The sequence below is a fragment of the Pseudomonas arabinosi genome (assembly GCF_047758675.1).
GTDB classification, from domain to species: Bacteria; Pseudomonadota; Gammaproteobacteria; order Pseudomonadales; family Pseudomonadaceae; genus Aquipseudomonas; species Aquipseudomonas arabinosi.
Window position 1 is genome coordinate 6,369,978 of sequence record NZ_CP180480.1, and the last position, 13,932, is coordinate 6,383,909.

13 protein-coding genes and 2 tRNA genes are annotated in these 13,932 nt (G+C 57.6%); 1 reads left to right on the plus strand and 14 read right to left on the minus strand.

All coding sequences use genetic code 11. The features are described 5' to 3' along the window. Window positions 1-11 precede the first annotated feature (11 nt). From rimP to rlmE, 9 genes are all read right to left on the minus strand, one after another. Window positions 12-470 carry a ribosome maturation factor RimP gene (gene rimP, locus ACMXYJ_RS29615; RefSeq protein ID WP_010463487.1) on the minus strand — a complete coding sequence of 153 codons (459 nt, stop codon included), beginning with the start codon at window positions 468-470 and terminating at the stop codon, window positions 12-14. A 138-nt stretch (window positions 471-608) separates the two neighbouring features. Further along, window positions 609-685 (minus strand) — tRNA-Met (locus ACMXYJ_RS29620). A 96-nt stretch (window positions 686-781) separates the two neighbouring features. Then, window positions 782-867, minus strand: a tRNA-Leu gene (locus ACMXYJ_RS29625). Window positions 868-889: 22 nt separating this feature from the next. Further along, window positions 890-1,273, minus strand: coding sequence for a preprotein translocase subunit SecG (gene secG, locus ACMXYJ_RS29630; protein ID WP_017336473.1), 384 nt, complete (start codon window positions 1,271-1,273; stop codon window positions 890-892). A 4-nt stretch (window positions 1,274-1,277) separates the two neighbouring features. After that, window positions 1,278-2,033 carry a triose-phosphate isomerase gene (gene tpiA / locus ACMXYJ_RS29635; RefSeq protein ID WP_415757990.1) on the minus strand — a complete coding sequence of 252 codons (756 nt, stop codon included), beginning with the start codon at window positions 2,031-2,033 and terminating at the stop codon, window positions 1,278-1,280. Window positions 2,034-2,099: 66 nt separating this feature from the next. Then, window positions 2,100-3,437, minus strand: a complete 1,338-nt coding sequence (gene glmM / locus ACMXYJ_RS29640) for a phosphoglucosamine mutase (RefSeq protein ID WP_415757991.1) — start codon at window positions 3,435-3,437, stop codon at window positions 2,100-2,102. Window positions 3,438-3,453: 16 nt separating this feature from the next. Beyond that, a complete protein-coding gene (gene folP, locus ACMXYJ_RS29645; RefSeq protein WP_415757992.1) occupies window positions 3,454-4,305 on the minus strand; it encodes a dihydropteroate synthase in 852 nt (283 codons plus the stop codon). 8 nt (window positions 4,306-4,313) lie between these two features. Next, window positions 4,314-6,224: an ATP-dependent zinc metalloprotease FtsH gene (gene ftsH, locus ACMXYJ_RS29650; RefSeq protein ID WP_415757993.1), complete on the minus strand. Its 1,911-nt coding sequence runs from the start codon at window positions 6,222-6,224 to the stop codon at window positions 4,314-4,316. A gap of 202 nt (window positions 6,225-6,426) precedes the next feature. Beyond that, complete coding sequence (gene rlmE, locus ACMXYJ_RS29655; protein ID WP_415757994.1) at window positions 6,427-7,056, minus strand: 23S rRNA (uridine(2552)-2'-O)-methyltransferase RlmE; 630 nt, start codon at window positions 7,054-7,056, stop codon at window positions 6,427-6,429. 101 nt (window positions 7,057-7,157) lie between these two features. Here rlmE and ACMXYJ_RS29660 point away from each other — a divergent pair, with 101 nt between their 5' ends. Beyond that, on the plus strand, window positions 7,158-7,466 hold the full coding sequence (locus ACMXYJ_RS29660) for a YhbY family RNA-binding protein (protein ID WP_008005472.1): 309 nt from the start codon (window positions 7,158-7,160) through the stop codon (window positions 7,464-7,466). Window positions 7,467-7,475: 9 nt separating this feature from the next. Here the strand turns inward: ACMXYJ_RS29660 and ACMXYJ_RS29665 are convergent, their stop codons facing one another. The 5 genes from ACMXYJ_RS29665 to dapB all read right to left on the minus strand — a co-directional run bounded on the left by ACMXYJ_RS29665 (window position 7,476) and on the right by dapB (window position 13,924). After that, entirely contained in the window at window positions 7,476-7,880 is a 405-nt protein-coding gene (locus ACMXYJ_RS29665) for an MFS transporter (RefSeq protein WP_415757995.1), read from the minus strand. A gap of 28 nt (window positions 7,881-7,908) precedes the next feature. Next, window positions 7,909-8,385: a transcription elongation factor GreA gene (greA, locus tag ACMXYJ_RS29670; protein ID WP_046045786.1), complete on the minus strand. Its 477-nt coding sequence runs from the start codon at window positions 8,383-8,385 to the stop codon at window positions 7,909-7,911. Further along, the gene (gene carB, locus ACMXYJ_RS29675; protein WP_415757996.1) at window positions 8,382-11,603 is read right to left on the minus strand and encodes a carbamoyl-phosphate synthase large subunit; all 3,222 of its coding nucleotides are present in this window, start codon (window positions 11,601-11,603) and stop codon (window positions 8,382-8,384) included. The genes greA and carB overlap by 4 nt, the downstream gene beginning before the upstream one ends. A gap of 118 nt (window positions 11,604-11,721) precedes the next feature. Then, a complete protein-coding gene (gene carA, locus ACMXYJ_RS29680; RefSeq protein WP_415757997.1) occupies window positions 11,722-12,858 on the minus strand; it encodes a glutamine-hydrolyzing carbamoyl-phosphate synthase small subunit in 1,137 nt (378 codons plus the stop codon). A gap of 259 nt (window positions 12,859-13,117) precedes the next feature. Beyond that, window positions 13,118-13,924, minus strand: a complete 807-nt coding sequence (dapB, locus tag ACMXYJ_RS29685; RefSeq protein WP_129438614.1) for a 4-hydroxy-tetrahydrodipicolinate reductase — start codon at window positions 13,922-13,924, stop codon at window positions 13,118-13,120. Window positions 13,925-13,932: the final 8 nt, after the last annotated feature.

Consider the following 13,932-nt stretch of genomic DNA (forward strand, 5'->3'; position numbering starts at 1 on the left):
GGATCCGCGTCTCAGTCAAAACTGGGAATAATGTTGGCCTTGTCGATCATATCGATCGGCAACAGGAACTCATGGTCTTCTACCTGCACCACGACGTCCTGCTCTTCTACACCGCGCAGAAGGCCCTGAAAGTTGCGTCGGCCTTCAAAAGGCGAGCGCAGCTTGATCTTCACTTGTTCACCGGCAAATTTTGCAAACTGCTCAATAGTGAACAGCGGGCGTTCCATGCCAGGCGAGGAAACTTCAAGGGTGTATTCAACGGCGATTGGATCTTCAACATCCAGCACACCGCTGATCTGACGGCTGACAATGGCACAATCGTCCACCAGCACGCCGCCCTCTTTATCGATATAAACGCGCAACATTGAGTGGCGACCTTGAGCCGAAAACTCAATACCCCAGCATTCATAGCCTAGGGCCACGACCACCGGGGCCAGCAAGGCCTGCAACTCTTCTAGCTTGCTCGACACCTGAACCCCCTCGTGCATGTATGTGCATGCTGTGCAAAATAAAAAAATGGGCGAAACGCCCATCCTTGAAACGCCGTCGAACAGCGGCGTTGAAAGTGTCCAGCTAACAAAAAGCCCCTTAAAAGGGGCTCCTTAAACTGGTTGCGGGGGCCGGATTTGAACCGACGACCTTCGGGTTATGAGCCCGACGAGCTACCAGACTGCTCCACCCCGCGACAAAGCTGGGGCGGAAGTATACGACCGATCCCTGACAGGGTCAATGTAACCTTCCACCTACAAGAAAGCCCGCAACAGCGGGCTCTCCTGATAATTGGTACCGAGAAGGGGACTCGAACCCCTACACCCTATGGGCACAACCACCTCAAGGTTGCGTGTCTACCAATTCCACCACCTCGGCAATACTACGTTTGAAACCCTTCTTACTTTTGCTCTTGAGCTGGAGGCACGTCAGTCGCTGGAGTAGCCGACTTTTGCTCTTGAAGCACCGGTACATCATCAGAAGCCGGTTGTTGCTTTGGAACTTCCAACACCGCTGGGTTTGGCAAACCTACTTGAGTCAGCTGGTGAGCTTTCTCTTTAGCAAAGTAACCTAACCCTAAGCTGGTTATGAAGAAACCGGCGGCAAGTATAGCAGTAAACTTACTAAGAAAGGTAGAGGAACCTTGGCTTCCGAACACAGTATTTGAAGCACCTGCTCCGAAAGACGCACCAGCATCCGCACCTTTACCCTGCTGCAGCAATACCAGAGCAACTACGCCCAATGCACCCAGCAGATGAAAAACGACTACGACTGTTTCCAGCATTTTTTCAGTTTCCCGCGGCGCGACAAATCGCACCGAACTCATCTGCATTCAGGGAAGCCCCACCAATGAGCCCCCCATCGATATCCGGCATGCCGAACAGTTCGACCGCATTGGCCGCCTTCACGCTGCCGCCGTATAGAAGCCGCACACCTTGTGCGACCTCAGAATTCTCTGCCGCCAACTGAGCACGAATGGCTGCATGCACATCCTGCGCCTGTTGCGGCGAAGCAGTCAGCCCGGTACCAATGGCCCAGACCGGCTCGTAAGCGATTACTGCCTTTGCAAAAACACCAACACCCAGCTCCTCTATGATACTGCCTAGCTGACGCCCGACAACCTCAAGAGTTTTTCCAGCTTCGCGCTCTTCAAGGGTTTCCCCTACGCACAACACCGGTATCAAGCCACATGCCTGTGCCGCAGCGAACTTGCGAATCAGCATTCCGTCCTGCTCGCCCATTATCTGGCGGCGCTCGGAGTGCCCGACAAGCACAAAAGAACAACCTGCATCCACTAACTGACTCGGCGCAACTTCACCGGTCAACGCACCCTGCATGGATTCCACCGCAGAGTTCTGCGCGCCGACCGAAATCGACTTTTCCTTCAAGCCATCAATCACTTGATTGATATGCAAGCAAGGCGGGAATACCGCTACATCAACATCGCTCGGCAAGGCCAGATGACGAAGGCCATTGATCAGCTCAGCGACGCTGGCGCGGGTACCGTGCATCTTCCAGTTACCAGCTACCATAGGGCGACGCATGCTGTACCTCGTCGGTCAAAGTGGGCGCAGATGTTACCCAACACAATCATGGCTGGCAAGCCGAAATCAGGCAGAAACTTCAGTAACCAGTTTTGCCAGCTCTTCGGCGTAGCCGCGAACCTGTGTTTCGTCCTCGCCTTCGACCATGACCCGCACCAGCGGCTCCGTCCCGGACTTGCGCAACAGCACGCGCCCACGACCAGCCATGGCCTGGGTAACGCGCTCACTTGCCTCCTTGACGGATGGATGATCGAGGGGGCTCGCACCACCACCGAAACGCACATTGATCAGCACCTGAGGGCACTTGCGCAACGCCTGACGCGATTGTGCCAACCCCTCGGAGCGGGTCTTCAGCGCCATCAATACCTGCAACGCGGCAATGATCGCGTCACCGGTGGTGGTGTGGTCGAAGCAGACAATGTGCCCCGAATTTTCACCACCCACCTGCCAATCGCGCTCCAGCAACTCGGAGATTACGTAACGGTCCCCAACATTCGCCCGCACAAAGGGAATTGCCAGATCCGCCAGCGCCAATTCCAACCCCAGGTTACTCATCAGCGTACCGACCACACCGCCCTGCAACTTGCCGCGCTCATGCAGGTCGCGAGCAATGATGAACAGCAACTCATCACCGTCGACAACAGTACCGGTATGATCAACCATCTGAACGCGGTCACCATCACCGTCAAAGGCGATACCCAAATCAGCATGCTCGGCCAATACAGCAGCTTGCAGCGGCTCCATATGGGTCGAACCGCAATTTTCATTGATGTTCAGGCCGTTAGGATGAGCAGAAAGTACAACGACATCGGCTCCCAGCTCACGGAATACACTCGGAGCCACCTTGTAGGTCGCACCGTGGGCGCAGTCGATCACGATCTTCATGCCCGCGAAGCTGGTGCCGGTCGGGACACTGCTTTTGCAGAATTCGATATAGCGGCCTGAAGCATCGTTGATGCGCGATACCTTGCCGATCTTGCTCGACTCAACCACAGTCATCGGAGTGTCGAGCAACTCTTCGATCATATGCTCGACTTCATCCGGAAGCTTGGTGCCCTTCCCGGAGAAAAACTTGATGCCATTGTCATCGTGAGGGTTGTGCGAGGCACTGATCACGATGCCCGCTTCGGCCTGGAAGGTACGAGTCAGGTAGGCGATGGCCGGTGTCGGCATCGGGCCCAGGAGCATGACATCGGCACCTGCCGACGTAAGTCCGGCCTCGAGCGCAGATTCGAACATATAGCCGGAGATCCGGGTGTCCTTGCCCACCAACACCTTGCAGGCGCCCATTTTGCGGAACGCCATACCGGCCGCCCAGCCGAGCTTAAGCATGAAGTCAGGAGTAATCGGATATTCGCCGACCCGACCACGAATGCCGTCGGTGCCAAAGTATTTCTTAGTCATAAGTACTCCATCATTCTTATTCGGCTGATTCCACTGCAGCGATCATCCGCACCACATCGGCGGTTTCGGCCACATCATGGACGCGCAATATACGCGCGCCCTTGACCGAAGCCAGCGCTGCAAGCGCCAGACCACCATACAGACGCTCACCAACCGGACGATTCAATGCCTGACCTATCATGCTCTTTCGCGAAACCCCGACCAACAGGGGCCGCCCCAAGGCATGCAGAGCCTCCATATGCTTGAACAAGCTTAGATTGTGCTGCAAGGTTTTTGCGAAGCCAAAGCCTGGATCAAGGATGATCCGGTCCGCTGTAATGCCTACCGACGCACACTGAGCCATGCGCTCGACGAGAAACTCGCCCACCTCTTTCGTGACGTCGTGATACTGCGGATTGTCCTGCATGTCACCCGGCTCACCGAGCATATGCATCAGACAGACCGGCAGGCCAGTGGCTGCGGCCGCATCCAGAGCACCATCGCGCCGCAACGAACGCACGTCATTGATCAACCCCGCACCAAGTCGTGCGGCTTCGCGCATGACAGCTGGCGTGGAAGTATCGACCGAGATAATTACATCCAGCTCGCGGTGTATTCGCTCAACGACCGGAGCTACGCGCTCAAGCTCCTCCAGCGGTGAAACCACCCTGGCACCCGGCCGGGTCGATTCACCACCGACATCAATCAACGTCGCGCCAGCCGCCACCATAGCCTCAGCGTGGCGCAAGGCCGCATCGAGGTGGCTATATTGGCCGCCATCAGAGAAGGAATCGGGAGTGACATTGAGAATGCCCATGACGTGCGTCAGGGCTAAATCAAGAACCCGATTGCCGCAAGGCAACCGGGTCGAGGACTGAACAGAAGTCATTTCAAACCTTAAACGTCAGCAGCCGGACCGCCGATCGGTGTTTCCGGACGCGGATCCTGCGCCACCGGAGGAGTTCCGGAGGCACCGGTGCCGCCTGACCAGTCGCGAGGTTCACGAGGCGTACGACCCGCCATGATGTCGTCGATCTGATCAGCGTCGATCGTTTCGTACTTCATCAAAGCGTCAGCCATGGCGTCGAGCTTGTCACGGTTATCGGTGAGGATCTGCTTGGCCGTGCCGTAGCACTGATCAATGATGCTGCGCACTTCGGAGTCGATCAACTTGGCCGTCTCACCGGAGAAGCTTGCACCCTGACCGCCACCGCCGCGACCGAGGAACACTTCGCCCTCTTCCTCTGCGTACATCAACGGGCCGAGTTTTTCCGACAAGCCCCACTTGGTTACCATGTTCCGTGCAATCTGGCTGGCACGCATGATGTCGTTTGACGCACCGGTGGTGACGCCGTCGAAGCCCAAGGTCATTTCTTCAGCAATACGGCCGCCGTACAACGAGCAGATCTGACTGATCAATGCACGCTTGGACAGGCTGTAGCGATCTTCTTCCGGCAGAAACATGGTCACACCCAGCGCACGACCGCGCGGGATGATCGACACCTTGTAGACCGGATCATGCTCAGGCACGACGCGCCCAACAATAGCGTGACCTGCCTCGTGGTAAGCGGTGTTCTGCTTCTCTTTCTCCGACATGACCATGGATTTGCGCTCGGCGCCCATCATGATCTTGTCTTTGGCCAATTCGAACTCTTTCATTTCGACGATGCGCTTGCCGGCACGGGCTGCGAACAACGACGCTTCGTTCACCAGGTTAGCCAGGTCAGCACCGGAGAAACCAGGGGTACCACGAGCGATTACGGCCGGAGCGACGTCGTCACCCATTGGCACTTTTCGCATGTGAACCTTGAGAATCTGCTCGCGACCACGAATATCTGGCAGACCGACGACAACCTGACGGTCGAAACGGCCCGGACGCAGCAACGCAGGGTCCAGTACGTCCGGACGGTTGGTTGCAGCGATAACGATGATGCCGTCATTCATTTCGAAGCCGTCCATCTCTACCAGCAACTGGTTGAGAGTCTGCTCGCGTTCGTCGTGACCGCCACCCATCCCGGCACCACGATGACGACCGACGGCGTCGATTTCATCGATGAAGATGATGCATGGCGCGTGTTTCTTGGCCTGCTCGAACATGTCACGAACACGGCTGGCACCGACACCGACGAACATTTCGACGAAATCGGAACCGGAAATGGTGAAGAACGGTACTTTTGCTTCGCCGGCAATCGCTTTGGCCAGCAATGTTTTACCGGTACCCGGAGGTCCCACCATCAGCACGCCGCGTGGAATGCGGCCGCCCAGACGCTGGAACTTGCCCGGATCACGCAGGAACTCGACCAACTCGCCGACTTCTTCCTTGGCTTCGTCACAACCGGCAACGTCACCCAAGGTGGTTTTCACCTGATCCTCGGAGAGCAGGCGCGCCTTGCTCTTGCCGAAGCTCATTGGCCCGCCCTTGCCACCGGCGCCGCCCTGCATCTGCCGCATGAAGAACATGAACACGGCGATGATCACCAGGATCGGGAAGCTTGCGACCAGGAGCTGAGTCCAGATGCTTTGCTGTTCAGGCTGCTTGCCTTCGACTACGACATGGTTGTCCACGAGGTCGCCGATCAGACCGTTGTCCTGGATTGCCGGACGAATGGTCTTGAAGCTGTCGCCATCGTTGCGTTTGCCGGTAATCACGTAGCCATCAACCGCCACGCGCTCGACCTTTCCATCCTTGACCTGCTGGATGAAGTCGGAATAGTTGAGGGTCTGCGGCTCGTTAGGGCTGGAGAAGTTGTTCATCACTGTCACCAGGACAGCCGCGATGATCAACCACAGGATCAGATTCTTTGCCATATCGTTCAATTAACTACCCTCTGAAGCAAGCTCCGCTAATGGCGCGTGCTTCGCATGATATTCACCGGCCTAACTTACTACATTACCTACGGCTCTGGCAGGCGCCGTCTGTAACCCTTTGTGAAACACTTTCTACACAATATTCGCTAATGCTCACGGGGCGAAATACGAAAATCCTATCGACCCGCAAAAAAACCTCGATTTACTCACTACGGCCGCGGTAGCCCCAAGCCAGCATGTATTGCTCGCGGGAACTGCCACGGGAAGAGTCCGGCTTGATCATCTGGACCTTGTCGAATTTCTGACGAGCGTCCTTCACGTAAGCATCAAACCCTTCGCCCTGAAACACCTTGATCACGAAATTACCACCCGGCTTGAGTATCCGAGCCGCCAGATCAAGAGCCAGATCACATAGAAACATGGCTTTTGGCATGTCCACCTCAGGCGTACCACTCATATTGGGGGCCATATCGGAAATCACAAGGTCCACCTGCGAATTACCCACGGCTTCAAGGATCTGAGCGAGCACTTCGTCCTGGGTGAAGTCACCCTGGATGAAAGTCACGTCCGGAATGCTGTCCATTTCCAGGATGTCCGAGGCGATCAGACGCCCCTGACCACCGATCAGCCGACTAGTGACCTGCGACCAGCCGCCGGGCGCCGCACCCAGGTCGACAACGCTCATGCCCGGACGGATCAGCTTGTATTTCTCCTGGACCTCCAGAAGCTTGTAACTCGCACGCGAGCGGTAACCATCCTTCTGCGCCTGCTTCACATAGGGATCATTGACATGTCTTTTCAGCCAACCAAGGCTTGTCTTGGAACGCGCCATTGGGCACCTCGATGATAAGGGTCGTGATTAATTGGGCGGATCCACGAACCCTCGGGTAAAATGGCCGCCATTTTACAGAATCCAGACTAAAGGGTCAGATTATGCCGCTCACTCAAGAGCAGAAGAAACAGTACAAATCCATTGGCCACCATCTGAAACCAGTTTTGACTGTGGCTGACAACGGTTTGACTGAAGGTGTGTTAGCCGAACTTGAACGCGCTTTGGCGGATCACGAGCTGATTAAAATCAAACTCAACATCCTCGATCGCGAGTCGCGCCTGGCGAACATTGCAGAACTGTGCAAGGTCGGCAAAGCGGACCTGGTTCAGGTCATCGGCAAGATGGCACTGATTTACCGCAAGAACTTCAGCGTCAACAAGCAGCTGTCGAACGTCCATCGCTTCAAGTGATGGCAAGGGTCAAGGGTGTGCTTCGCGCACCCTACCACTCCATCCAGGCACCGGCTGCAACACCAACACCAGCCCGGAAAAGCCCAGAACAAGATAGCTGAACACCTGCCAACGCACGGCATCCGGCCAGCCAATACGCACCACGACATACATCGCACACGCATACAGCGCCATCAGCAGCAGTTGCCCGCGAATATCGCGCCATAGACTGGCAAGGCCCTCGGCCTGAACCAGCACCAAAGCCTGAAAAATCACACACGCCGCGGCGAACCCCACCATCAGCGCATCAAGCATGCCTGCGATTTCGTCGATCAGCAGCGGTGCCAGGCCAATTTTGCCCAGCACCGGCAGCAGACCGATGTGCAACAGCCACAGGCCGCCAACCCACAACATCTGAGTCAGTTGCCAAAGCATGGCGCCCGCACGTAGCGGACGCCTGCGCTTAGATGTGGCGAACTTCGACAATCTCGTACTCGATAACGCCGCCAGGCGTTTTCACGGCAACCACATCACCCTCTTCCTTGGCAATCAAGGCGCGGGCCAATGGCGAACCGACCGAAATCTTGCCGAGCTTGAAGTCAGCCTCATCCTCACCAACGATGTGGTAAGTGACGCTTTCATCTGTCTCGACGTTGGCGATTTCAACGGTGGTGCCGAAGATCACTTTGCCGGTGTGAGGAATGGTCGTGACATCAATGATCACCGCGTTTTGCATGCGGCCTTCGATGTCGCGGATCCGCGCCTCGACCATACCCTGCTGCTCGCGAGCAGCGTGGTATTCGGCGTTTTCTTTCAAGTCACCCAACTCGCGGGCCGTTCCGATGTCCTGGCTGAGCTTCGGACGGACGACCTTGGTCAGGTGAGCGTGTTCTTCTTCAAGGGCTTTTGCGCCCTTGACGGTCATTGGGTATTTGATCATGCCTTCAATCCTGCGTGTAGATCCTGCAAGCGGCGCACGGTCTTCTCGGGACCGAACTTCAGCGCTTCGCAGATAGCTTCGCCAGCAGCAATGGTAGTGGTGCAGTAAATCTTGTGCTGCAAGGCATTACGACGAATGGAGTACGAATCAGCGATCGACTGACGACCTTCGGTGGTGTTGATGATCAGGGTGACTTCGTCATTCTTGATCATGTCGACCACGTGCGGACGACCCTCGGTCACCTTGTTCACACGACGCACTTTCAGGCCTGCGGCTTCGATCAGCTTGGCAGTACCGGCTGTGGCGACCACTTCGAAGCCCAAGTTGATCAGATCACGGGCCACGCCTGCAACCAGTGGCTTGTCGTCATCACGCACGCTGATGAACGCGGTACCGCCGGTCGGCAGCACTTCGCTGGCGCCCATTTGGGCTTTGGCAAACGCTTCACCGAAGGTGTCGCCCACGCCCATCACTTCACCCGTGGACTTCATCTCCGGGCCCAGGATCGGGTCCACGCCAGGGAATTTGGCGAATGGGAACACCGCCTCTTTCACACTGTAGAAGTTCGGAATGATTTCTTTGGTGAAACCGATTTCCTTCAGGGTTTTACCGGCCATCACGCGAGCCGCGATCATCGCCAGGGAAACACCGATGCACTTCGATACGAACGGTACGGTACGGGAAGCGCGCGGGTTGACTTCGATGACGTAGATGTCTTCGCCTTGCAGCGCCAACTGAACGTTCATCAGGCCGACAACGCCCAGTTCCAGGGCCATTTTCTTGACCTGTTCGCGCATCTCGTCCTGGATGTGTGCAGGCAGCGAGTACGGCGGCAGGGAGCATGCGGAGTCACCGGAGTGAACGCCGGCCTGCTCGATGTGTTGCATGATCGCGCCGATCACCACGTCGGTGCCGTCGCAGACTGCATCCACGTCCATTTCGATGGCGCAGTTGAGGAAGTGGTCGAGCAGCACCGGGCTGTCGTTGGACACTTTCACCGCGTCGCGCAGGTAGCGCTTGAGCTCTTCTTCTTCGTAAACGATTTCCATCGCGCGGCCGCCCAGTACGTAGGACGGACGAACCACCAGCGGGTAACCGATCTTGCTTGCGGCACGAATCGCTTCGTCTTCGCTGCGCACGGTGGCGTTTGGCGGCTGACGCAGGTTCAGGCGCTCGACCATTTGCTGGAAGCGCTCACGGTCTTCGGCACGGTCGATGGCGTCAGGGCTGGTGCCGATGATCGGTACGCCAGCTTCTTCCAGGGCACGCGCCAGTTTCAGCGGGGTTTGGCCGCCGTACTGGACGATCACGCCTTTTGGCTTCTCGACGCGGCAGATTTCCAGCACGTCTTCCAGGGTCACTGGTTCGAAGTACAGGCGATCGGAGGTGTCGTAATCGGTCGAAACGGTTTCCGGGTTGCAGTTGACCATGATGGTCTCGTAACCGTCGGCGCGCAGGGCCAGTGCCGCGTGTACGCAGCAGTAGTCGAACTCGATGCCCTGGCCAATACGGTTAGGACCGCCGCCCAGGATCATGATCTTGTCGCGGCCCGTCGGTGCGGCTTCGCACTCTTCCTCGTACGTCGAGTAGAGGTAAGCGGTGTCGGTGGCGAACTCGGCCGCGCAGGTGTCAACGCGCTTGTAGACCGGGAAAATCTCAAGCTTGTGACGGTGGCGACGCAGCGCCTTCTCGGTCACGCCCAGCAGCTTGGCCAGACGCATGTCGGAGAAGCCTTTGCGCTTGAGGCGGAACATCACGTCACGGTCGATGCTGGCCAGACCCAGGGTCTTGACCTTCTCCTCTTCCTTGATCAGATCTTCGATCTGCACCAGGAACCACGGGTCGATCATGTTCATGCCGAAGATGTCTTCGACCGACAGACCGGCGCGGAACGCGTCAGCCACGTACCAGATACGCTCGGCACCCGGCACGGTCAGTTCGCGCTTGAGGATGCTCATGCTTTCCGGATTGCTCAGGTCGAGCTTCTCGTCCAGGCCGCAAACGCCCACTTCCAGACCGCGCAGGGCTTTCTGCAGGGATTCCTGGAAAGTCCGGCCGATGGCCATGACTTCACCCACCGACTTCATTTGAGTGGTCAGGCGCGCGTCGGCTTTCGGGAATTTCTCGAAGGCGAAGCGTGGCAGCTTGGTCACAACGTAGTCGATGGACGGCTCGAAGGATGCAGGAGTCGCGCCGCCGGTGATTTCGTTCTGCAGCTCGTCGAGGGTGTAGCCGATCGCCAGCTTGGCGGCGATACGCGCAATCGGGAAACCAGTGGCTTTCGAGGCCAGCGCCGAAGAGCGGGATACACGCGGGTTCATCTCGATCACGACCATACGGCCAGTGTCCGGGCAGATGCCAAACTGAACGTTGGAGCCGCCGGTTTCCACGCCGATCTCACGCAGTACCGCCAACGAGGCGTTACGCATGATCTGGTATTCCTTGTCCGTCAGGGTTTGTGCCGGAGCCACGGTGATCGAGTCACCGGTGTGCACGCCCATCGGGTCAAAGTTTTCGATGGAGCAGACGATGATGCAGTTGTCCTTCTTATCGCGGACAACCTCCATCTCGTACTCTTTCCAGCCGATCAGGGATTCGTCGATCAGCAGCTCTTTGGTCGGCGACAGGTCGAGGCCGCGGGCGCAGATTTCTTCGAACTCTTCACGGTTGTAAGCGATACCGCCACCGGTGCCGCCCATGGTGAAGGACGGACGGATGATGCACGGGAAGCCAAGCTTCTCGAGGACCACGTTGGCCTCTTCCATGCTGTGGGCGATACCCGAACGCGGGCAGTCCAGGCCGATGGATTTCATCGCCTTGTCGAAGCGCGAACGGTCTTCAGCCTTGTCGATGGTGTCTGCGTTGGCGCCGATCATCTCTACGCCGAACTTCTCCAGAACGCCTTCGCGCTCCAGATCCAGTGCACAGTTCAGAGCGGTCTGGCCACCCATGGTCGGCAGCAGCGCGTCCGGACGCTCTTTCTCGATGATCTTGGCAACGGTCTGCCACTTGATCGGCTCGATGTACGTGGCGTCAGCCATGTCCGGGTCGGTCATGATGGTCGCTGGGTTGGAGTTCACCAGGATGACGCGGTAACCCTCTTCGCGCAGGGCTTTACAGGCCTGGGCGCCGGAGTAGTCGAATTCGCAGGCCTGGCCGATCACGATCGGGCCAGCGCCGAGAATCAGGATGCTTTTAATGTCTGTACGTTTTGGCATGGGTTTGTCACTCAAATCCGCAGGTCAGTCGGCAAGCCGTCTTGTTCAATCTTTGAAGCCTTGAGGGGGTCGCCGGTTGCGGGACCACCCTCAAGCTTTGCTACATCAAGGTGAGCGATTAGCGTCGCTTGGCCATTTCATTGATGAAGCGATCAAACAGTGGTGCTACGTCGTTCGGGCCAGGGCTGGCTTCAGGGTGACCCTGGAAGCTGAACGCGCTCTTGTCGGTACGCTCGATGCCTTGCAGGGTGCCATCGAACAGCGATTTGTGGATCGCGCGGACGTTGGCTGGCAGGGTCGTTTCGTCTACCGCGAAACCGTGGTTCTGGCTGGTGATCATCACAACACCGGTATCCAGATCCTGGACAGGGTGGTTGGCACCGTGGTGGCCGTGACCCATTTTCAGGGTCTTGGCACCGGAGGCCAGGGCCAGCAGTTGGTGACCAAGGCAGATACCGAAGACCGGAATTTCGGTTTCCAGCACGTCTTTGATCGCCTGGATCGCGTAGTCGCAAGGCTCCGGGTCACCAGGGCCGTTGGACAGGAACACGCCGTCCGGCTTCAATGCCAGCGCTTCAGCAGCGGGTGTCTGTGCCGGCACCACGGTCACGCGACAACCGCGCTCGACCAGCATGCGCAGGATGTTCAGCTTGACGCCGTAGTCGTAGGCAACCACGTGGTACGGCAGCTCAGAGGCTTCGATGGTTGCGTGGCTGTCGGTTTTCAAATCCCAGACAGTCGAGCGCCACTCGTATTTCTCTTTGGTGCTGACGACTTTCGCCAGGTCCATGCCTTTGAGGCCAGGAAAACCCTGAGCGGCTGCGATGGCGGCTTCTTCGGAAATGTTGTCACCGGCCATGATGCAACCGTTCTGCGCGCCTTTTTCACGCAGGATGCGCGTCAGGCGGCGAGTGTCGATACCAGCGATTGCCACAACGTTGTTGGCTTTCAGGTAGTCGGACAGAGACATCGTGTTACGCCAGTTGCTCGCAACCAGTGGCAGGTCACGGATAACCAGGCCCGCGGACCAGACTCGGTCGGACTCGGCGTCTTCCGGCGTGGTGCCGGTGTTGCCGATGTGCGGGTAAGTCAGGGTAATGATCTGTTGGGCGTAGGAAGGATCGGTAAGGATTTCCTGATAGCCGGTCATGGCGGTGTTGAACACCACCTCTCCAACGGTCTGACCGTCGGCTCCAATGGCTTCGCCGCGAAAAATGCTGCCATCAGCAAGGGCGAGTATGGCTGGCTTAGTCAAGAAGACCTCCCGTAAATAAAGCCTGAAAGGGCGATCGCAGGTTGTAAAAAAGCGGAGTGACGTATGGACACGTCACCCCGCTTCTTCACCGAATAATTCTGCGCGCTTTTAGTGGACACACTAAAGCTGTAGCTTACAGAAAAAGGCATTTTTGGTCTACCGCCAATGAGCCTTAAAGGCCGGGGAATGCGACAGGACGTCGCTTGGCGTAATAAAATCGGGTCCGAACGCCGTGTTGGAACCCGATTTCGGGGGCATCTTAACGCAGATCGAGCACGTCTTGCATGTCGTAAAGACCCGGCTCACGACCGTCCAGCCACAACGCAGCACGTACCGCCCCCTTGGCGAAGGTCATGCGACTGGACGCTTTATGCGTGATCTCCAGTCGCTCACCCTCACAGGCGAACAGCACCGTATGATCGCCGACCACATCACCACCGCGAACAGTGGCAAAGCCGATCGTTTCACGTTCGCGAGCACCGGTATGGCCTTCACGGCCATAGACCGCAACCTTCTGCAGATCACGATCCAGCGCGCTTGCGATGACTTCGCCCATGCGCAGAGCCGTACCTGAAGGCGCATCGATCTTGTGCCGATGATGAGCCTCGATGATCTCGATATCCGCATCATCACCCAGCACACGAGCAGCCATGTCGAGCAGCTTCAGCGACAGGTTTACACCGACACTGAAATTGGCCGCGAACACGATCGGAATATCCTTGCCGGCCTCGGCCAGCAACTGCTTCTGCGCGGCGTCCAACCCTGTCGTGCCGATCACCATGGCCTTGCCCGCCTTACGGCAGAACGCCAGGTTTTTCAGCATGACTTCCGGGAGCGTAAAGTCGATCAACACGTCGAACTCATCAGCCACCGCATCCAGATTGCCGGACAGTGGAACGCCGATACGCCCCAGCGAGGCCAGCTCACCAGCATCCACGCCAATCAGCGTGCTGCCGGGGCGTACGATGGCTGCCGTCAGCCCGGTCAGCGGCGCGCGTTGCTGCACCGCCTCGACCAGAATCTTGCCCATGCGCCCGGCAGCGCCCATCACAGCTATACGTCGCATGCCGACTC